The organism is Sphingomonas sp. (assembly GCF_040398505.1).
Classification (GTDB): domain Bacteria; phylum Pseudomonadota; class Alphaproteobacteria; order Sphingomonadales; family Sphingomonadaceae; genus Sphingomonas.
Window position 1 is genome coordinate 1 of the sequence record NZ_JBBATX010000050.1, and the last position, 19261, is coordinate 19261.

Consider the following 19261-nt stretch of genomic DNA (forward strand, 5'->3'; position numbering starts at 1 on the left):
GGGCGCTCGATCCTCGGTTGCGGGCGGGGGATGTCGTGGTCGGCGAGCTTTCCCCCCCGATACGCTTCCCCGGGGAAGGCCGGAGCCCAGTAGAGACTTCGGCTGTTGCTGCGCGCAGCGCTTCATCCCAGCCACCTACGCAACTGGGCCCCGGCCCTCGCCGGGGAAGCGCTTTGGTGGCATGGCTCGCCCAAAACCTCCCCCACGCACATTGCGGCACTGTCCTCGGCGCAGACGCGATCATCGCCTCGGTCGCCGAGAAAGCCGCGCTGCACGCTGCGACCGGCGCGATTGCCGTCGACATGGAATCGCACATCGCCGCTCGCGTGGCGGACCGGCACACCCTACCCTTCGCGATCCTCAGGACGATCTCCGACACCGCCGATCATGCCCTACCAGCTGCCGCACTGGTCGGCATGAAACCCGATGGCGGCGTCGCGCTCGGCGCAGTGCTGGCGTCGCTGGCGCGCGATCCGCGCCAATTGCCCGCCTTGATCCGCACCGGGCGCGATGCCGGCGCGGCGTTCCGCAGTCTAGGCCGCGCGCTGGGTGCGCTTGAAGCCCTCGGGATCCGCCGCCTTGATCTTGGCGAGCGCGGCCTCGACATGCGTTGAGTGCACGTCTTCGGCTGGGCGCGCGTGGCTCAAGTCGATGTCGGGTGCCATCGGGCCTTCGGTGCGGATGCCGCGGCGGCCGACGGTGAACATTTTTAGCGGGTTCCGCACGGCATCCGCCGCCGCCGTGCCTTCAAACCCGCAATGCACCATGCAGTTCGAGCATTTCTCATATTTGCCGACGCCATACTGGTCCCAATCGGTTCCCTCCATCAGCTCGGCGAAGGTCGGCACATAGCCTTCGCCGACGAGGTAACACGGCTTTTGCCAGCCGAAGACGGTGCGCAGCGGCATCGACCACGGCGTGCATTCATAGGTCTGGTTGCCGGCCAGGAAATCGAGAAACAGCGGCGAATTGGTGAAGGTCCAGGCGCGCGCGCCATCGCCGCGCTTGAACACATCGCGGAAGAAATTCTTCGTGCGCTCGCGCGTGAGAAAATGCTCCTGATCGGCGGCGCGTTCGTAGGAATAGCCGGGCGAGATGGTGATCTCGACGCCGCGCTTCTCCATTTCGTCGAAAAAGGCAGCGAGCCGCTCGGACGAGGCGCCGTCAAACACGGTGCAATTGACCTGCACGCGGAAGCCCTTTGACTTGGCCAGCTCGATCGCCTCGATCGCAACCTCGTACGTGCCATCCTGATCGACCGCGTGATCGTGCATGCCTTTGTCGCCGTCGAGATGGATCGACCAGGTGAAGAAGGGCGACGGCTTGTAATCGTCGATCTTCTTTTTGAGCAGCAGCGCATTGGTGCAGAAGATCACGAACTTCTTTTTCGCGAGATAGCCTTGCACGATGCGCGGCATGTCGCGGTGGAGCAACGGCTCGCCACCCGCGATCGAGACGGCGGGCGCGCCGCATTCGTCGATCGCCTCCATGCACTGCTCATAGCTCAGCCGCTGGTTGAGGATCGCGTCGGGATAATCGATCTTGCCGCAGCCGGGGCAAGCGAGATTGCAGCGCAACAGTGGCTCGAGCATCAGCACAAGCGGGTATTTGCCGCCTTTGAGCTGGTTTTTGAGCGTGTAGGCGCCGATGCGCATGAGGGGGGCGAGGGGGAGCGTCATGGCTGTTCCTATGCGCCGATCGTGGCGAATTTGGTAGAGGCGGCTTTGGCCGGGGCACCGCGCAATTCACGCGGCAACCCGAATTCGAGCGATTCCTCAACCCCGGCGAGCTGCGTCACTTCAACCGGGCCGAGCTTGCGCAACGCATCGATGACGCTGTCGACAAGTTCGTCGGGGGCAGATGCACCCGCCGTCAGGCCGACGCGCGCTATGCCTTCAAACCAGGCCGGATCGATCGCGCTGCCATCGGCGACGAGGTAGCTCGGCAAACCTTCATCCGCGCCAAGATCGCGCAGGCGGCTCGAGTTCGAGCTGTTTTCCGAGCCGACGACGAGCAGCAGATCGGCGACCTTGCACAGGTCGCGCACTGCGGTCTGGCGGTTCTGCGTGGCGTAGCAAATCTCCGACACGTCCGGGCCAATCAGGTTGACGAAGCGCTTGGCAAGCGCCGCGATCACGCTCTTGGTGTCGTCGACGCTCAAGGTCGTCTGGGTGATATAGGCGACCGGGGCATCGTCGGGCAGATCGAGTGCTGCAACATCGGCCTCGGTCGAGACGAGCAGGACCGGCGCATCGACTTGACCCCGCGTACCGACGACTTCGGCATGGCCCTCATGCCCGATCATCACCAACGTGCGCCCGGCCTTGGCATAGCGGCGGCCCTGAAGATGGACCTTGGTGACCAGCGGGCAGGTCGCGTCGAACACGGGCAAGCCGCGCGCGCGCGCTTCTTCCTCGACCGTGCGCGCGACGCCGTGGGCGCTGAACACCGTCATTGCGCCATCGGGCACGTCCGACAGTTCTTCGACGAACACCGCTCCCTTGGCGCGCAGCGTATCGACGACATGGCGGTTATGGACGATCTCGTGCCGAACATAGACCGGCGCGCCATAGCGATCGATCGCGCGCTCGACGATCTCGATCGCGCGAACGACCCCGGCGCAAAAACCGCGCGGGTTGGCCAGAATTACCTGCAAGCAAAGTCCCTTCCGTGCGCTCCAATGCCGCCGCCACCAAGCAACGCTATACAGCGTCGCCGAGCAAGCGGCATCTGTGCCTCCCGGGGAGATATTCTAGCCGCATCGCACCATAAAGGAAGCGCGAAAACGCGTCTTCTCAGCACCCGCATCCGTCGCCTCGGCTCTTAACTGCCAGCGGAGCGCGGTTCATCGGCGCGACAGCGGTTTGTGCTATCGCATCTGCGGTGATACCGCCCCGCTAAAGCAAGAAGGGCATCGCCGAATATCCCAAAGGAGTTTTCGATGACGTTTCCCAGTCATATTTCCCTGCGCGCAAGTCTGGTCGTGGTCGCGCTGTCGGCCGCTGGCCCGGCACTGGCGCAGGCCGATCCGGCCCGCGCACCCGTGCAAATGCTTGACGATGGCTTGCTGGCGATCATGAAGTGCGGTAGCGGCCTCGGTGCGGCCGGGCGCGCGGCGAAGATCGGCCCGGTGGTCGACCAGACCTTCGACATCGGCTTGATCACGCGGCTGTCGGTCGGGCCGGATTGGGTGGAGGTCGCGCCCGCCGATCAGACGGCGCTCGTGGCCGGCATGCGCCGTCTGACGGTGGCACAATATGCGGCGAATTTTAGCAGCTATTCGGGTCAGATCTTTACGATCGACCCCAAGATCGAAGCGCGTGGCGCGGACAAGCTCGTGCGCACGACGCTGTCCGCACCAAAGGACGACAGTGTCGCGATCGGCTATCGCTTGCGCCAGAGCGGCGGAAAATGGCGGATCGTCGATGTGTACTACCGTAACGCGATCAGCCAGTTGGCGACGCGGCGGGCCGATTTCGAGAGCATCTTTGCCAAAGGCGGGGCGAAGGCGTTGATTTCGCACATCGACGCGCTCGCCGCGAAAAGCGGACGCTAAAGGCGATGCGGACCCGGGGGGGGAGCGTCGCGCTGGCGCTCACGATTGCGCTGACGAGTGTGCCGGCGCTGGGCCAGGAAGCTGCGCCCGCGCCGGCGGCGGTTGCCGCGCAGGCAAACCCGCCCGCGGCCGCATCGGTCGAGGCGGGGCCACGCCCGCGGCGTCGCCATGCCATTGGGGATTCGCTCGAGGGCTTCAACCGGGCGATGTTCTCGATCCACCAAACGCTTGATCGACTCTTTTTCCGGCCCGTGGCGATGGCGTATAAGACGGTCGTGCCAAAGGTCGTGCGCAAAGGCATCCGGCACTTTTTCTCGAATATCGGCGAGCCGCTGGTGTTCGCCAATGATGTGCTGCAGCTGAAACCGAAGCGCGCGGTGAAGACCTTCGGGCGTTTCCTGATCAATTCGACCGTCGGCATTGGCGGGGTGCTCGATGTGGCCAAGACGCAGGATTTCCGTTTGCCACATCATGACAATAGTTTTGGCGATACGCTTGGCCGCTACGGCGTCGGGCCGGGGCCGTATATCTTTCTGCCACTGGTCGGGCCGAGCACATTGCGCGACCTTGGCGCAGGCATTGCCGAGGGGCAGGTGATCCCCTTGACGATCGGCACGCCGTTCGACCGCGCCGAGTATCGCGTGTCGGAAACCGTCCTCACCGGGCTCGACCTGCGTGTCGAATCGGACGATGCGCTGAAGGCGTTGCTGGGTAGCGCGATTGATCCCTATGCGACGCTAAGATCGGCCTATCTGCAGGATCGCGCGTTTGAGATTGACGAACTGCGTCACCGCACCAAGCGCGCGGTGAGCCCGCTCGACGATCCGTTGACCGATCCCGGCGGCGCGGCCCCCGCCGCGACGTCTGCGCCGGCCGATGATTTTCCCGCCGACCCGGCACCCCCGGTCGAACCAGTACCGGCGCCGACGCCGCCTGCGCCCTAAACCTTTTTTTTCCGAGGCGGGCCGAGCAAGGCGGGCTCGAAGATCAACGCGCAGACCAAAGTCCAGGCGAGCGAGATCATCAGGATCTTGCCCATGCTCGCGGTGCCGGGATGCTGCGACAGCCACAGGCTGCCAAACGCGCTGCCGGTCGCAAGCGCGCTGAACAGCACCGCGCGGGCGAGGCTCGATTGCAGCAAGTCGGTCGCGCCCGCGCGCCATGCCATCACGAAATAGATGTGGAACGCGACGCCGACGCCGAACAGCAACGGAAAGGCGATGATGTTGGCGAAGTTGATTGGTTGCCCGATCAAGACGCAACTGTCCAGCGTCAGGAACCCCGACAGGACGACGGGGGCGAGCGTGAAGGCGACTTCCTTCACGTCGCGCAGCACGAGGAACAGCAAGCCGCTGACCAAAGCGAGCGCGATGATACCGGCTTGAACGAACGCCCAGGCGACGGTTCCCGCCGCCTCCTGCGTCGCGACGGGCAGGCCACTCGCATTCGGCGCAACGGCGCGGACGGCCTTGGTGAAGCGGCGCAGCACGGCATTGTCATTGCTGTCGCCCTTGGGGAACACCTGCACCAGCGCGCGACCGTCCTTGGCGACCCAGTTTTCGGCGATTTCGGGCGGCAGCGTCTCGCGCGTTACCGCCTCGGCCTGCAACGCCGAGCGGATTTGATCGAGCATCGTGCCGAGCGGGGTGACGAGCAGGGTGCTCGCTTTGTCGCGTTCTGCCGGAGCGGCCTTTGCCAGCCGATCGAAGGCGGTAGCCAGGCGCAAAGCTGTGGGTGCTGCCGGATCCTTGCTCTGCCCGGCAACCGTGCGAAGGTGACGCGCGACGCGCGCCAGCGCCGCCGCATTCGCCGCGTCGCTCGGTGGTGGGGTCAGGTCGAACGGGTTGACCGTTGCATCGAGCAGCAGCGCGGCGTCCTGGACGACCGCCAGCTTGGCCGCTTGATCCGCAAGCACGAAGCTGTCGACCGAAACCGCTTCGGCGACCTCGGGCAGCGCCGAGAGTTTCGTGGTCAGCGCGCGCGCGGCTTGCGGGTTCGCGGTCAGCACGTTGATCGTGTTGGGGGTGCGCAGCGGATCGCGCATCAAATCCATCAGTGCGACCATCGCCGGGCCGTCCTTCGCGCGCAAATGCAGCGGGTTGAAATCGAACTGGACGAGCGGGAGCAACGCGATGCTCCCCGCCATCGACAGGCCGAACGCCCACAACACCGCTTTGCGATGCGTGCCAAGCCAGCGATCGAGCGGTGCCGCTTCGCGAAAACCCACCTCGCGTTGTGGCGTGCCGGGTTGGAGCAGCATCAGCATCGCGGGCAATACGGTTACGCTCGCGACCAGCGCCACGATCATGCCGAGGCCGGCGATGATGCCGAGTTCGGCGATCCCGATATAATCGGTCGGCAGGAACGCCCCGAACCCGAGGAACACCGCCCCCGCCGCGAGCGCCAGCGGCGCGCCGAGCGCAACCGCCGCACGTTCCAGTGCCGGTCCGGTCGCCCCACCATCGAGCCGCTCGGCATTGAAGCGCACTGCGATCTGGATCCCGAAATCGACGCCAAGCCCGACGAACAACGGAATGAACGCCACCGAAATGAGGTTGAGCGCACCGACCGCCATCAGCCCGAGCGCGGTGGTCACCACCAGCCCCGCCACGATCGTCACTACAATCGCCGCAACGATCTTCGCCGAGCGCGTCGCGAACCACAGCGTCACCAGCATTGCGGCGGCCATCACCAGCCCGACAAAGCCGATATTCTCCTCAAGCGTCGCGAACTCTTCGTCTGCGAGCGGGACTTCGCCGGTCGTGCGCACGCTGATGCCGTGCGCCGCGTCGAGACCGAGCGCCTTGACCTGCGCGGTGATCGCCGCAACCGCGTCCTCCCCCGGCTGGAGCGCGCCATAATCGAGCTTGGGTTGCGCGAGGATCAGGCGACGGCGCGGGGCGGCGGTGCCGGAGCCGGGCACGGCGAACAGCTCCTGCCATGAGAAATAGGCCGGCTTGCCCTGCGCCGAAGCATCGAGCGCGCCGGCCATTGTGCGCATCGGGCGATCGATCCGCGACAGCGCGATGTAGCCGCGCTCGACCCCGGTCAGCATCGTTGCGAAAGCGTCCGCCACGCCGCGCAGCGACGGGTCGCTCGCCAGTGGGCCGAGCAGCGGCTGCGCGTCGATCAGCGCTTTGGTCGATGCGCGGACTTCGGCGGTCGACCCGAACAGCAGCCCTTCACGATCGAAGAACGCGCCGCCATCGGGACGCTGCACGCTGCGGAAATGCGCGGTGTCGGCGGCGAGGGCGGCGGAGAGCTTGACCGTCGCCGCTTCGGCCAGTTCGGGCGTCGTGCCGTCGACGATCACCAGCAACACATCGCGCAATTGCGGGAAGGCGGTTTCGACAGCCTGTTCGTTCTTGCGCCACTCAATCCCGGGCGAGATCAAAGCGGCGGTATCGGTGGTCATCGCAAAGTGGCTGGACGCGAACAGCGTCGCGCCCGCCACCAGCGCGAGGCACGCAGCCAGCACCGCGAAAGGCCGCCGCACGCCGAGTGCGACGAGCTGCTGGAGCGCGCGTGCGATCACCGTGCGGCGGTTGCCGCCGGTGCATCCGGGCCGGTGAAATAGCGCAAGCGCAACCGGATCGTGCGCTCTTGCCCGTCATAATCGAAGAACGCCTCTTCCCATTTAGGAGGGCCGAGGCGAATCCTGGCGTCGTTCGAGAAGCCGACCCCTTCCTTGGGAATGCCGAACAACGCGCGATCGACCTTGCCATTGCCATTTTGGTCGTAAAACACTTGCGCGGCATAACGGCCGGGCTTGAGGCCGGTGAGCGTCACCGTAGATTGGCCGATTCGCGCCGGGGCATCGGCGGCGACCGGGCAATCGTTCAGGAACTGCTTTTGCGTGCACAAATCGACATGCACGCGACCGGTGCGATCCCGCACATTATCGACCGCGACGTGCAGCACGCCGCTCGATTGACCGGCCGACACCGGGCAGAGCGGCAGCGTGGCCAGAAAGAGCGTCGCGACGCAGGCGCGCGTACCGGGGGCGAAACGAATCATGACGGGCCCTTTAAACCAGGTTAGGGCCGTAATGGAACCATAGGCCGCAAGGCCGCGCGCTTTCGCGGATTGCCGCTGAACGGGGAATGAAGCCACGGTGGCTCAGCCGAAAATCTCGCCGAGCGCGGCGGTCGCAGGGCCGTCCTTCCAATCGCGCAGTTCTACATACAGCGCGGTCTGGATCGCCGCGGCAAAGGTGATCGACACGGTGTTGAACGCCGCTGACAGGATCGTCGAAATGGTCCCCGGACCCGACGCTTGTGCCGCAGCCAAATTCTGTACGCCGCCTGCCGCGAAAATGGCCACGATCCCCGCGACCGCAACGATCGCGTACAGCACCAAAAGCAGGATCAGCTGGAGACCGAAAATGCTCCAGCGTGCCCCCTTGGTCAGTTCGGCACTGCGCCCGAGCGCGCCGAAAACACCGGTATTCTCCGCCACCAATACCGGTGCCGCGACCGACCAGACGACATAGAGGATCATCCCCGGGACAAGCAGCAGCAACGCCGCGAAGCCGATCGCAATCGCCATCAGCAGGACGAGGACGAACAATGGCACGATTTTGCGCAGACCGGCCAGGGCAGCATCGCCGAACGCGACCGATTCACCGTCGCTATAGGCCACCGTTACGCGCACCAGCGCGCCCTGTGCGAGGATCGAAAAGGCGATCGCAAGCACCCCGACGCCCAGCGACAGCGCGATGCTGGCCGGGCTGAGCGGCGTGGCTTGGGTGATCCTGGCCCCCTGAACGGCGACGTTCACCAACAGGCCGGGCAGCGCGCCGAACAGGAAGGCGATTCCGAACATCAGCACCGGCTGCGCGCCGATCGTTCCGAAGGCGCGACTGAACACGCGGCCAATCGACATGCGGCGATCCGCCATTTCTGCAATGCTGGCCATAGTAAGTCCCCCCGGTCTCTGGCTTAACGGTTTGACGGTGCGCTTCGCCGCTGTCCAGCGCATTTTGGCGATTGCGTGGGCGCGGAGTTGCTTTAATCTCAGACGCGTAGCGACACATGCTGCCAGGGGAAATTCAGGTGAGCGGGGCGACAGCGCAGCAGGTAGCGACCGCTACCGACCGGTTCGCCGCTGCCCATGCCGCGTTGAAGGCCGATTCGACCGTTCAGTTCACGCTGCAACGCGCGCCGCCGCCCGCACCACCGCCGGCCTGGCTCGAACCGTTCCTGAAATGGCTCGAGCGCGTTTTCGAGCCGGTAGGGCGGTTCTTCGCCTGGATCGACAGTTTTTTTCCGCACTGGCCGTACGCGCGCATTTTCCTGTGGAGCGTGCTGGCGGTCGTCGTCGCGCTGGTGGCGTGGGGGGTGTATCAACGCATCCGCTATGGCGAATGGCGCTTGCCGCGCCGTATCCGGCTGCGCGCGACCGCGGTTGTGCAGGACGAGGAAGCGTGGGTGCCCGATGCCGCGCCGGTGCGCGAATGGCTGCGTGAGGCCGATGCGATGGCGGCGGCCGGGCGCTATGCCGAGGCGGTGCACCATTTGCTGTTCCGCTCGATCGAGGACATCGCCCGGCGGCGGCCGAGACTGGTGCGTCCTGCGCTGACCAGCCGTGAGCTGAGCGCTTCCGACGCGTTGCCACCCCCGGCGCGCGACTTGTTCGCCGGGATCGCCCGACTGGTCGAGCGCAGCTTGTTCGGCGGGCGCCCGGTCGATGCCACCGACTGGAGCGGCGCGCGGGCGGCCTATAGTGATTTCGCGCTGCCGGGCACGTGGCGCGCATGAGCGACGTCGCGATCGCAGCGCCATCGGGTGCGAGCAGCGGCGGCGCATTCACGACGCGGACCGTTGCGATCCTGATCGCGGTCGGCATCTTGACCTTCGTCGGGATGCTCGTGCTCGGGGCCTATGCGCCCGATTTGCGCTCGGGCCGCAATGGCGGGGCGCATGCGCTGTCGAATGCCGCGATCGGCTATAGCGGGATCGTGCGCCTGGCCGAGGCGACGGGACGCAACCCGCAAATCGTCCGCGACCCGCGCAAGCTCGATACGGAAGATCTCGTCGTACTGACGCCGGAGGCGGCCGCTACCGACATGACCAAGATGATTGAGATCCGGCAGGGCAAACCGACGCTGGTGATCCTGCCGAAATGGGAGACTGTCGCGGATCGCTTTCACCCCGGCTGGGTCCGGTTCGTGGATTTGAAGAGCATTTCGGAGCCTGACGGCGTGCTCGCCCTTAAAAACGTGTTGAAGACGCGGCGCTATTCGAGTGGCGGGCGGCCGCTGGTCGGCGTGTCCTGGCTGCCGGCCGCGATTCGTTTTCGTGGACCCAAGCCGGTCCAGACGATTTCGGGTCCGGACCTGACGCCGCTCATCACCGACGATCAGCGGCACATCGTGCTCGCCCAGATTGGCGAGCAGCCGTTCTACGTGCTGGCCGATCCCGATTTGCTGTCGAACATCGGGATGCGCGATGCGGGGCAGGCGCGCGCCGCGCTGGAACTGCTCGATTTCCTCAACGCGACGGGCGCGAAATCGATTGTTTTCGACGTGACGCTCAACGGCTTCGGGCATGGCGCCAGCCCGTTGAAACTGGCGTTCGATCCGCCGTTTCTCGCCATGACGCTGGCGATCGCGATCGCGGTGTTGCTGGCGGGGATTCAGGCGACCGCGCGCTTCGGTGCCACGCGGCGGCGCGCGCGCGCGATCGCCTTCGGCAAGACGGCGCTGATCGACAATACGGCCGCGCTGGTGCGCAAGGCCGGGCGGCACGGTACGCTCGGCCCGCGCTATCTCGATCTGGTGCGCGAGCGGGCGCGGACCGTGTTCGGCGTGCCGTCACGGCTGCGCGATCAGGCGTATGACGCCTATCTCGACCGGCTGGGCGGGCGGGCGCGCTTTTCTGATTTGGCTGAACAAGCGCGGGTCGCCACCGATCCGCGCGCGATGCTGCACGCGGCGCAAGCGCTGCACCACTGGTTATGGGAGAAGTCACGGTGACCGTAGAAAACGTCAAGGCGCTCGCCGAGGATATTCGCGCTGAGATCGGCAAGGCCGTGGTCGGGCAGGAGGCAACGGTCGACATCCTGCTCGTCGCCTTGTTCGCGGGCGGGCATGTGCTGCTCGAAGGCCCGCCGGGCACCGCCAAGACGCTGCTCGCGCGCAGTTTCGCGCGCGTGATCGGGCTCGATTTCGGGCGGATCCAGTTCACGCCCGATCTGATGCCGGGCGACATTATCGGCGCGAATCTGTTCAACTTCCAGACCAGCACCTTCACGCTGACGCGCGGGCCGATCTTCACCGATTTGCTGCTCGCCGACGAAATCAACCGCACCCCGCCCAAGACGCAAGCGGCGCTGCTCGAGGCGATGCAGGAGCGCACCGTGACGATCGACGGCGAAAGCCTGGCGCTTGGCGAGCGCTTCATGGTGGTGGCGACGCAAAATCCGATCGAGCAGCAGGGCGTCTATCCGCTGCCCGAGGCGCAGCTCGACCGCTTCCTGTTCAAACAGACGGTCGATTATCCGAGCGCGGCCGAGGAACGCCGCATCATCGCGGCGCACGGATCGCACGGCAATGCGATGGCGCCCGCGGAGTGGGGGGTGGAGGTTATCGCCAATGCGAGCGTGATCGGCGAAGCGATCGCTGCCGTCGCGCAGGTCCGGCTGGTCGATGAGGTGATCGATTATATCGCCGCGCTGATCCGCGGTACGCGCGATGTCGCCGATCTGGAAAGCGGCGCGAGCCCGCGGGCCGGGGCGATGCTGGCGGGGGCGGCGCGGGCGCGGGCGGCGCTCGATGGGCGCGATTTCGTGATCCCCGACGATGTGAAGGCGCTCGCGCCGGCGTTGCTGCGCCACCGGCTGATCCTGTCGCCCGCTGCCGAGATCGACGGCCGCGCGATCGAGGATGTGGTGACGAGCATTATCGAGACGATCGAGGCGCCGCGGTGAGGGGATTTACCGTCTCTCTACCACTCTTACACGCTTCCCCGGCGAAGGTCGGGGCCCAGTTGTGCCGTCTTTGTTGGCATGGCGCGGCGTTCGACAATGATCGCCGCGCAACTGGGCCCCGGCCTTCGCCGGGGAAGCGGTTGCGGGCATGATCTACCCCACGCGCATGGCTGTGCTGGCGGCGGCGGCGGGAGCACCGGTGGCTTTGCTGGTGGCCGTGGCGCTCCCCGATCGCTGGTTCGTCGGGCTCGCTTGGCCGGTTGCCGTGCTTGCGCTGACGCTGTTCGATGCGTTGAACGGGTTGCGCGCCGGGACTGTGACGCTCGCGCTGCCACCCAATGCCGCGGTCGGTGCGACGATCGACGCGACCTTGCGCGTCGTGATCGAAGGCGCGCGTCCGCCCGTCAGCGCCGAAGTGGCGCTCGGCGCGAGCCCGCTGCTCGCTGTCGAGAATGACGGGCGCGCCTGGGTCGCGCTGGCGGGCGGGCGTGGCGCGGTGCTGCTGCCGGTGACCACGCTCCGGCGCGGGACGGCGCGGATCGAGACGCTGTGGTTGCGCTGGCGCGGGAGCCTGGGGCTGGCGTGGCACCAGCGCACCGTTGCGACCGACGCCGCCTTGCCGATTCTGCCCGATATTCGCGCGGTGCATGAGCGCGGCGCGCAGATCTTCCAGCGCCATGCCCTCCAAGGCTTGTTGACGCAAATCGACCGCGGCGACGGCACCGATTTCGATGCGTTGGTCGAATTTCGCTCCGGCATGGACCGGCGCGCGCTCGATTGGAAACAGTCGGCGCGGCACAGGAAGCTCCACGCCAAGGAATTCCGGACCGAACGCAACAACCAGATCGTCTTCGCGGTCGATGCCGGGCGGCAAATGTGCGAGCCGGTCGCTGGGTTGCCGCGGGTCGATCGGGCCGTGTCGGCGATGCTGCTGACGGCGTGGATTGCGCTGAAGCTCGGTGATCGCGTGGCGCTCCACGCGTTCGATTCGCGGCCACGCATCGCCAGCGGCCTGGTATCGGGCGTGCCCGCCTTTGCCAGCTTGCAGCGGCTCGCCGCGCAGATTGAGTATAGCGGCGAGGAGACCAACTATACTTTCGCGCTCACCACGCTGGCGACGCGGCTGACGCGGCGCTCGATGATCGTGTTGTTCACCGAATTCACCGATCTTACCTCGGCGGATTTCATGGTCCGCGCCGCTGCCCGAATCGTGAACACGCATTTGTTGCTCGTCGTGATCCTGCGCGACGAGGAGGTCGAGCGCATCGCCGACCGCGCCCCTGCGACCAGCGAGGATGTGACGCGCGCTGTCACCGCCGCTGCTTTGCTGCGCGATCGCAAGCTGGTGTTGACGCGGCTGCAGCATCTCGGCGTGCATGTGATCGAAAGCGAGCATGACCGCGTCGGCGAGCGGCTGGTGCAGGGCTATGTCGATCTCAAGCGGAGGAATTTGCTGTAATGGCCACGGCGCTTGCCCCGGCACAGCCGATGCTGGTCAATGCCAGCCGCTTCCGCGCCGCGCATGCGGCCGAATGGGAGCGGCTCGAACGGCTGATCAGCCGAATCGAGAAGCGCTCGATTCGGGCCTTGAACGATGACGATTTGCTGGCCTTGCCGCTGCTTTACCGGTCGGCTTTGTCGTCGCTGTCGGTGGCGCGCGAGACGTCGCTCGATCGTTCGTTGATTGTCTATCTCGAACAGCTCTGCACGCGCGCCTATTTCCAGCTCTACGGCGTCCCGACCTCCGCGCTCAGTCAATTGGGGCGCTTCTTTGTCCATGGCTGGCCGGCCGCGATGCAGGCGCTGTGGCGCGAGACGCTGGTTGCGTTTCTGTTGACGGTTGCGGCCGCGATCGTCGGGTATGTGCTGGTGCGCGGCGATCCGAGCTGGTTTTTCGGTATTGTCGGCGACGGCATGGCGCAGGGCCGCGACCCGTCCGCGTCGGTCGAGACGCTGCGCCAGACGCTGTACGGTAAGCATGAAGACATGCTCGCCACCTTTGCCGCCTATCTTTTCACGCATAACGCCCAGATCGCGATCTTCGCCTTCGCGCTGGGTTTTGCCTTCGCCGTGCCGACGGTTTTTCTGATCGTGTATAATGGGTTGATGCTCGGTGCGTTCATGGCGGTGTTCGTGCCCAAGGGGCTCGGTTACAATTTCACCGGCTGGATCATGATCCATGGCACGACCGAATTATTCGCGATCATCATCGCGGGTGCTGCGGGGATCAGGATCGGCACCGCGATCGCCTTCCCCGGTCGGCAGGCGCGCAGCGATTCGGCGGTGCAGGCGGGCCGGACCGGCGCGACCGCGATGGGTGGCGCGGTGCTCATGCTGGCGGTCGCCGGGTTGCTCGAGGGGATCGGGCGGCAGACCGTGCTCGACGATCTCAGCCGCTATGGCATCGGGCTGACGATGCTGGTGGCGTGGTTGCTCTATTTCTATTTGCCGAGGAGCCGCAATGGCGTGGTTCAGGCGTAACCGCGACGGCAAGCGGCCCAAGGGCCCGCCGTCGCTGCGGCGGAGCTTCGTCACGCCCGAGGGGGTCGATCTGCAGATCGAACTCGGCGGGGCGGGGGTGCGCGCGGCGGCGTTCATGCTCGATGCGCTGGCGATGCTGATCTTGCTGATCATCGCGACGATCGTGATCGCCTTGCTGCTCGTGGCGAGCAAGGAGACAGCGTTCGGGATTTTGTGGCTGATAGGCTTTTTCGTGTTGCGGAATGGCTGGTTCACGCTGTTCGAAATGGGCGGGCGCGGCGCGACACCGGGGAAGCGGGTGATGGGCCTGCGCGTTGTCGCGCGTGACGGCGCGCGGCTGACCGGGGGCGCGGTGATCACGCGCAACGCGATGCGCGAGATTGAAGTTTTCCTGCCGCTCAGCTTCCTCGCTGCCCAAACGGCACAAGGGCTGGCCGACAGTTTTCTCACGATCTTCGCTTTGTGCTGGAGCGGGATTTTCCTGTTTTTTCCGCTGTTCAACCGCGACCGGCTGCGGATCGGCGACGTGCTGGCGGGCACATGGGTGGTGCGGACGGTACGCAGCGAACTCGGCTCCGACCTGGCCACCGCGATCACGCGGGAACGGCGCGTGTTCAGTGACGCTGCGCTCAGCCTGTATGGCGTCTACGAACTGCAAACGCTCGAAGACGTGCTGCGTAGCGGGCGCGACGATGCCATCGCCACCGTTGCCGCGACGATCCGCCGCAAGGCCGGGATCGCCGATGACCCCGACGACCGCGAATTCCTGAGCGACTATTATGCGGCGCTGTGCGTGCGGTTGGAACGGGGGCTGATGGTGGGGCGGCGGCGCGCGGATAAGTTCGCGTAAAACACACGGCACGGCACCGTTTTCACGTATTTCGGACAGGCAGGCGGCAAGGTTTCTCCGTAGGCCTTGCGAAGGACCCGCCGCGTGCCCGCACTCAATTGGTCGAAGACGCCTCATTGGCGCAATTACCACCGGACGCAGGACCGGGTCCAAGTTGACACCGCGAAGCTCGTTCCGAATGGTGCCCCGCTCGGCGCGATTTCCGCCCTGCGCCAGACTGCGGCGCAGTTCGGCTTCGTCCTGGCAAGCGCGGCGCGGCAGAAGGTACCGCTGACCGCACTCGGTTCGGCCTGGTCGTTCAGCGATATCACCAAGAATAACGGTTGCCTGCTGCACACGGGCCTCGCGCAGCATATCTGGCACGTCGATGCGACCGATCTCGGCCCGGCGGCGGTGCATCGCGACCGGATGGTGTTGGTGCATGCCGGGACGACGATCCACGAACTCAATGCGTTTCTCGAACCCGATCTGTCGCTGATCACGACGGGCGCGCATGACGGGCAGATGGTGGGGGGTATGCTCGGCACCGGGGTGCACGGATCGGTGCTGCGCTATGGCGGTTTCCAGAACCATGTCCGCGGGGTTCACATTGTCACCGGTCCCGGCGAATCGTGGTGGATCGAGCGCGGGCCGATGCCGTGGCTGGCCAGCGCGACCGCGGCGGCGCTGGCCAACCATGTCGTGCTCGAACCCGATCTGTTCGATGCAGCGCTCGTGCATCTCGGTGGTCTGGGCATTATCAACGCCGTGCTGATCGAGGCGGCACCGGGCTATGTCGTCGATGTCGTGCGCGTGAAGCACCCGCTGACCGCGGCGTCGATCGGTCTGCTCGAAAACGGCGATTTTGCCGCCTTCGCGCGCGAAGTGTGGGCACCCAGCCGCGAGGAACCCTATTATATCGAGGTCATCCTCGACCCGTTTCATCCTTATGCCGGCTATCGCGGCGCGGCGCACAATGCGCTGATTACCTTGTTCTACAAACGTGAACCCGATCGCGCCGTAACGCGCAGCCTGGCGACAACCGGAGCGGCGGTGAGCGAAGCTGCGCATGAGACGCTCAATCTGCTGGCCAAGGCGCTGTCCGCGCAGCCTGAGCAGGATCTGTTGCTGCCCCTGCCGCAAGCCGTCGCGTGGCTGGTCGCGCAGGAGTTTCATCCGGAACCCGTTGCCGGTGCGCCGCCCCGTCGGATGACGTGGGGGAAGGCCAACGGGCCGCACGTCCGGCAGGAAATTCTCGGCTGGGACATCGAATTGTACAATGCCGCCTATGCGATCGAGCGGCAGCATTTGACGACGACGCTCAAGACGATGCTCGATGCGTTTCACAGCAATGGCGGCGGCCATCAGGTTTTCACGCTGCGCTTCGTAACGAAGGCGGCGGGGCTGATGGCGTTCACGCGCTTCGACGATACCGTCGTGATCAACATGGACGGGCTCCGCACGCTCAACAGCTCTGACGCCGCGCGCAACGTCGCGCTGGCGCTTGAGCGCGCCGCGATCCGGTTCAGCCAGCATTGGGGAAAGCAGGGCGTCATCACCAGCACTCGCGTGGCACGCGATTTCGGATCGCCCGCCGATCCGACCACGCGCGCCGGGCGCTGGCGTGCGGCGCGTTACCGGCTGCTGTCGCCGGCCATGCGCGACACGATCCGCAGCGATGCCTTGTCGGCCTGGGGATTGGCGTAACGCGCAAGGATCGCGTCGAGCGTCGCGCGCAATCCCGGATCGCGGATCGCCGCACGGACCGCATGGCCGCCGCCCAGGGCATTCAGTCGCGCAACGAAGGGCGCTGCCGCCGCGTGATCCCCATCAAGCGCATAGACCAGGATCAAACCAGCGAGTGTGACGGGGGAATGCGGCATGTACTGCACCGCCTCGCGCAGCGCGGCGCGCGCAGCCCCCATTTCACCCAGCGCGAGCTGTCCGATCCCGATCCCGGTCATGGCGAGCGGCCGCACCGCCGAGCGCGGATTCATGCGGAGCGCCGATTCGAACCGCATGATCGCCCGCGCGGGCTTGCTACAGGCCAGATCGACCCAGCCACCCCAGAACAGGCTCGCGCCCGAGGCGGGGTGGATTGCCAGCGCACGGTCGATAACTGGTCGGCAATCTCGACATCGCCGCCGATCCCGACCAGCGTACCGGCAGCATAGCCGAGCACGAACGGGTCGTTCTCGCCGTGCCGCAGGCAATGTTCGTAATGGCTGAGCGCAGCAGCGCGCGTGGTGGCAGGGTCGTCCGCCCAGCCGAAGCTATAGACGATCGAGTGGCAGAAGGCGGCAAGCGCGCTCGCCCAGGCATTGTGCGGCTCGAGCTCGAGCACTTGCTGCGCCGTCGCGATCGCCTCCAACATGGGGCCCCGCTCCCACTGCCGAAATAGCGCGTTGGCGCGCCAGTAGAGGTGATAGGCGTCGGGGGTCGTCACGCGCTGCGTCACCGCCCTGGTGCGTTCGGCGATTTCGACGAAGGAATCGATTTGCTGCGCAACGGTCTGCGCGATCTCTGACTGGACCGCGAACAGCTCGGCGAGGGTCGCATCGAAGCGCTGCGCCCAAATTTGCTCGCGCACCACGCCATCGGTCAGCCGGACCTGGATTCGAATCGTGTCGCGGTCGCGCGCGATGCTGCCCTCGAGCAGATACCGCACGCCGAGTTCGCGGCACAGCGCGCTATGATCGAGCGGTCGTTCGGGACGCGGACCCGCCAGCGCCACGAACAGCGTCGAAAATCGCGACAGGGCATCGCCGATCTCGTCGGTCATCCCGTCGGCAATCGCGCGGTCGTCCTGATCGTTCGTGCGCAGTGTGAAGGCGACCACGCCGACCGAAGGCTTCCGTCCTGGCGGTGTCGCACCGCCATTCGCCGGGTCGTCCGCTGGATCGGCGAGTGCGACGCGTTCCCAATCCTGAATCTGGAGCTGCGCGATCAGCCCGGCGACATGCTGGCGCTGTTCGCGTAGCCAATCCTCAAACCCTTCCTCACCCGGCACGTCGAGCCCTTCGAGCAGCGCACCTGGATCGGTGAGCGAGGCGCGCCGCGCATTGGCGACATCGGCGTTCAGCTCGCGAACATCGATATCGAGCCGCGCGAGATCGAGCCGCACGCGTCGCGAGTCTGCGATCAGCAGCGGTGCTCCCTGTGCTGGGTTGATCGCGAGCCGCAAATTGGAAAGCTCACGGCGCAAGCTCGCGCGCGCCTGATCGGGCTCACGCGAACCCCATAATTGCGATTGCAGCCACGTCCGCGATCGCTCGCCCGAGCGCGCCAGCGCGACCAAAGCGAGCAGCGCGATACTCTTGCGGCTGGTGATCGGAAGTCGCGTGCCATCGGGCGCGAAAATTCCGAACGACCCGAGCAACCGCACACGGTACCGCGCGTCATCGTGTGAAGGCAGGTCCCCCATCACTCCGTCCCTTCGACCCCGCGTCGGTATTTTCTGACGCCGCGGTGGCAACTTGGGCGCATCAACGCCGTCTCGCAAGGGGCAGATCGGGCGCACTGGTGCCGCCTTGGCGCATGGGTGTCTGCAGCTCGGTGTTCGAGCTGCGACGCCGCGCAGACGGGCGCGCACGACCTCGTCCTTGGTCAATCTGATGGCGGTGGGTTGCCCGACGCCACGATATTCGAGCGCGCGACATTTCGACAAAGACGTGTCGACAGGGGCGTGTCGACAGGGGCGTGAAATTTTTGCGGGCGGTGGTAAACGCGTCCCCGGCAAACGCAGGAACATCCGCATGACGACTCTGTACGGCATCCCCAATTGCGACACGGTCAAAAAGGCACGGACCTGGCTTGCCGCGCACGACATCGACTATGCGTTTCACGAGTATAAAAAGGCAGGGGTCGATGCGGCGGCGTTGCGTCGCTGGGTCGATCGGCTGGGATGGGAAGTGCTGCTCAATCGCGCCGGCACGACCTTTCGCGCGCTGCCCGATTCCGATAAAACCGATCTCAACGCCGAAAAGGCGATCGCGATCATGCTCGCCAACCCCTCGACGATCAAACGCCCGGTGGTCGAATCAGGCGAGGTGCTGCTGGCGGGGTTCAAGCCGGATACCTATGTATCCGCCTTCAACCGTTAGGAGACACGATCATGCCGACCGCACGCTGGAACGGCGCCGTCATCGCCCAGTCCGACGACACCGTGATCGTTGAGGGCAATCACTATTTCCCCGCCGACAGCATCGTGTCCGAATATTTCGAGGCCAGCGCGACGCATTCGCACTGCCCGTGGAAGGGCGAGGCGAGTTACAAGACGATCGTCGTCGACGGCAAGCGCAACCCCGACGCCGCCTGGTACTATCCCGACCCCAAGCCAAAGGCCGCCGAGATCAAAGATCGGTTTGCGTTCTGGAAGGGCGTAACCGTCGCGTAACCGTCTGAGCATTCTGGAAAATGGTGCGCCCGGAGGGAGTCGAACCCCCGACCGAGGAGGTAGAAGCTCC

At 65.7% G+C, this 19261-nt stretch carries 19 protein-coding genes; 12 read left to right on the top strand and 7 right to left on the bottom strand.

Going from position 1 to position 19261, the window contains the following annotated elements; genetic code table 11:
• The coding region (locus tag ABWP09_RS08060; protein WP_353204629.1) for a phosphorylase family protein at positions 1-614 on the top strand (614 nt) is incomplete at its 5' end.
• Here ABWP09_RS08060 and hpnH read toward each other — a convergent pair.
• Positions 534-1679, bottom strand: coding sequence for an adenosyl-hopene transferase HpnH (gene hpnH, locus ABWP09_RS08065; protein WP_353204630.1), 1146 nt, complete (start codon positions 1677-1679; stop codon positions 534-536). The two genes, ABWP09_RS08060 and hpnH, sit on opposite strands and share 81 nt — an antisense overlap.
• Positions 1680-1687: 8 nt before the next feature.
• Positions 1688-2656 (bottom strand): 4-hydroxy-3-methylbut-2-enyl diphosphate reductase, encoded by a 969-nt coding sequence (ispH, locus tag ABWP09_RS08070; RefSeq protein WP_353204631.1) that lies wholly within the window; start codon positions 2654-2656, stop codon positions 1688-1690.
• Positions 2657-2941: 285 nt separating this feature from the next.
• Here ispH and ABWP09_RS08075 point away from each other — a divergent pair, with 285 nt between their 5' ends.
• Positions 2942-3556 carry an ABC transporter substrate-binding protein gene (locus tag ABWP09_RS08075; RefSeq protein WP_353204632.1) on the top strand — a complete coding sequence of 205 codons (615 nt, stop codon included), beginning with the start codon at positions 2942-2944 and terminating at the stop codon, positions 3554-3556.
• Positions 3557-3561: 5 nt separating this feature from the next.
• A complete protein-coding gene (locus ABWP09_RS08080; protein ID WP_353204633.1) occupies positions 3562-4500 on the top strand; it encodes an MlaA family lipoprotein in 939 nt (312 codons plus the stop codon).
• Here the strand turns inward: ABWP09_RS08080 and hpnN are convergent.
• The 3 genes from hpnN to ABWP09_RS08095 all read right to left on the bottom strand — a co-directional run bounded on the left by hpnN (position 4497) and on the right by ABWP09_RS08095 (position 8473).
• Positions 4497-7091, bottom strand: a complete 2595-nt coding sequence (gene hpnN / locus ABWP09_RS08085; RefSeq protein ID WP_353204634.1) for a hopanoid transporter HpnN — start codon at positions 7089-7091, stop codon at positions 4497-4499. The genes ABWP09_RS08080 and hpnN overlap by 4 nt on opposite strands.
• Positions 7088-7573 carry a DUF2141 domain-containing protein gene (locus tag ABWP09_RS08090; RefSeq protein WP_353204635.1) on the bottom strand — a complete coding sequence of 162 codons (486 nt, stop codon included), beginning with the start codon at positions 7571-7573 and terminating at the stop codon, positions 7088-7090. Before ABWP09_RS08090 ends, hpnN begins: the two co-directional genes overlap by 4 nt.
• Before the next feature lie 102 nt (positions 7574-7675).
• Entirely contained in the window at positions 7676-8473 is a 798-nt protein-coding gene (locus tag ABWP09_RS08095) for a YciC family protein (protein WP_353204636.1), read from the bottom strand.
• A 137-nt stretch (positions 8474-8610) separates the two neighbouring features.
• Between ABWP09_RS08095 and ABWP09_RS08100 the strand changes: the two genes are divergently transcribed.
• The 7 genes from ABWP09_RS08100 (at position 8611) to ABWP09_RS08130 (ending at position 16502) form a co-directional block, all read left to right on the top strand.
• Positions 8611-9315 carry a DUF4129 domain-containing protein gene (locus tag ABWP09_RS08100; protein WP_353204637.1) on the top strand — a complete coding sequence of 235 codons (705 nt, stop codon included), beginning with the start codon at positions 8611-8613 and terminating at the stop codon, positions 9313-9315.
• Positions 9312-10532, top strand: coding sequence for a DUF4350 domain-containing protein (locus ABWP09_RS08105; protein ID WP_353204638.1), 1221 nt, complete (start codon positions 9312-9314; stop codon positions 10530-10532). Before ABWP09_RS08100 ends, ABWP09_RS08105 begins: the two co-directional genes overlap by 4 nt.
• Complete coding sequence (locus tag ABWP09_RS08110; protein WP_353204639.1) at positions 10529-11485, top strand: AAA family ATPase; 957 nt, start codon at positions 10529-10531, stop codon at positions 11483-11485. Before ABWP09_RS08105 ends, ABWP09_RS08110 begins: the two co-directional genes overlap by 4 nt.
• Positions 11486-11633: 148 nt before the next feature.
• Positions 11634-12944, top strand: coding sequence for a DUF58 domain-containing protein (locus ABWP09_RS08115; protein WP_353204640.1), 1311 nt, complete (start codon positions 11634-11636; stop codon positions 12942-12944).
• Positions 12944-13966 carry a stage II sporulation protein M gene (locus ABWP09_RS08120; RefSeq protein WP_353204641.1) on the top strand — a complete coding sequence of 341 codons (1023 nt, stop codon included), beginning with the start codon at positions 12944-12946 and terminating at the stop codon, positions 13964-13966. The genes ABWP09_RS08115 and ABWP09_RS08120 overlap by 1 nt, the downstream gene beginning before the upstream one ends.
• The gene (locus ABWP09_RS08125; RefSeq protein WP_353204642.1) at positions 13947-14816 is read left to right on the top strand and encodes an RDD family protein; all 870 of its coding nucleotides are present in this window, start codon (positions 13947-13949) and stop codon (positions 14814-14816) included. The genes ABWP09_RS08120 and ABWP09_RS08125 overlap by 20 nt, the downstream gene beginning before the upstream one ends.
• Positions 14817-14900: 84 nt before the next feature.
• A complete protein-coding gene (locus ABWP09_RS08130) occupies positions 14901-16502 on the top strand; it encodes an FAD-binding protein (RefSeq protein WP_353204643.1) in 1602 nt (533 codons plus the stop codon).
• Here the strand turns inward: ABWP09_RS08130 and ABWP09_RS08135 are convergent.
• The gene (locus tag ABWP09_RS08135; RefSeq protein ID WP_353204644.1) at positions 16430-16816 is read right to left on the bottom strand and encodes a tetratricopeptide repeat protein; all 387 of its coding nucleotides are present in this window, start codon (positions 16814-16816) and stop codon (positions 16430-16432) included. The two genes, ABWP09_RS08130 and ABWP09_RS08135, sit on opposite strands and share 73 nt — an antisense overlap.
• Positions 16789-18219, bottom strand: a complete 1431-nt coding sequence (locus ABWP09_RS08140; RefSeq protein ID WP_353204645.1) for a hypothetical protein — start codon at positions 18217-18219, stop codon at positions 16789-16791. Before ABWP09_RS08140 ends, ABWP09_RS08135 begins: the two co-directional genes overlap by 28 nt.
• A 331-nt stretch (positions 18220-18550) precedes the next feature.
• Between ABWP09_RS08140 and ABWP09_RS08145 the strand changes: the two genes are divergently transcribed.
• Positions 18551-18898: an ArsC family reductase gene (locus ABWP09_RS08145; protein ID WP_353204646.1), complete on the top strand. Its 348-nt coding sequence runs from the start codon at positions 18551-18553 to the stop codon at positions 18896-18898.
• A gap of 11 nt (positions 18899-18909) precedes the next feature.
• Positions 18910-19191, top strand: coding sequence for a DUF427 domain-containing protein (locus ABWP09_RS08150; RefSeq protein ID WP_353204647.1), 282 nt, complete (start codon positions 18910-18912; stop codon positions 19189-19191).
• The last annotated feature ends 70 nt before the right edge of the window (positions 19192-19261 follow it).

Excerpts from the sequence above, each read along its gene's own strand:
- hpnH (WP_353204630.1), bottom strand. The coding sequence starts at position 1,679 with ATGACGCTCCCCCTCGCCCCCCTCATGCGCATCGGCGCCTACACGCTC.
- ABWP09_RS08075 (WP_353204632.1), top strand. The coding sequence starts at position 2,942 with ATGACGTTTCCCAGTCATATTTCCCTGCGCGCAAGTCTGGTCGTGGTC.
- ABWP09_RS08080 (WP_353204633.1), top strand. The coding sequence starts at position 3,562 with ATGCGGACCCGGGGGGGGAGCGTCGCGCTGGCGCTCACGATTGCGCTG.
- ABWP09_RS08090 (WP_353204635.1), bottom strand. The coding sequence starts at position 7,573 with ATGATTCGTTTCGCCCCCGGTACGCGCGCCTGCGTCGCGACGCTCTTT.
- ABWP09_RS08095 (WP_353204636.1), bottom strand. The coding sequence starts at position 8,473 with ATGGCCAGCATTGCAGAAATGGCGGATCGCCGCATGTCGATTGGCCGC.
- ABWP09_RS08105 (WP_353204638.1), top strand. The coding sequence starts at position 9,312 with ATGAGCGACGTCGCGATCGCAGCGCCATCGGGTGCGAGCAGCGGCGGC.
- ABWP09_RS08115 (WP_353204640.1), top strand. The coding sequence starts at position 11,634 with ATGATCTACCCCACGCGCATGGCTGTGCTGGCGGCGGCGGCGGGAGCA.
- ABWP09_RS08120 (WP_353204641.1), top strand. The coding sequence starts at position 12,944 with ATGGCCACGGCGCTTGCCCCGGCACAGCCGATGCTGGTCAATGCCAGC.
- ABWP09_RS08125 (WP_353204642.1), top strand. The coding sequence starts at position 13,947 with ATGGCGTGGTTCAGGCGTAACCGCGACGGCAAGCGGCCCAAGGGCCCG.
- ABWP09_RS08135 (WP_353204644.1), bottom strand. The coding sequence starts at position 16,816 with ATGCGGTTCGAATCGGCGCTCCGCATGAATCCGCGCTCGGCGGTGCGG.
- ABWP09_RS08140 (WP_353204645.1), bottom strand. The coding sequence starts at position 18,219 with ATGGGGGACCTGCCTTCACACGATGACGCGCGGTACCGTGTGCGGTTG.
- ABWP09_RS08145 (WP_353204646.1), top strand. The coding sequence starts at position 18,551 with ATGACGACTCTGTACGGCATCCCCAATTGCGACACGGTCAAAAAGGCA.
- ABWP09_RS08150 (WP_353204647.1), top strand. The coding sequence starts at position 18,910 with ATGCCGACCGCACGCTGGAACGGCGCCGTCATCGCCCAGTCCGACGAC.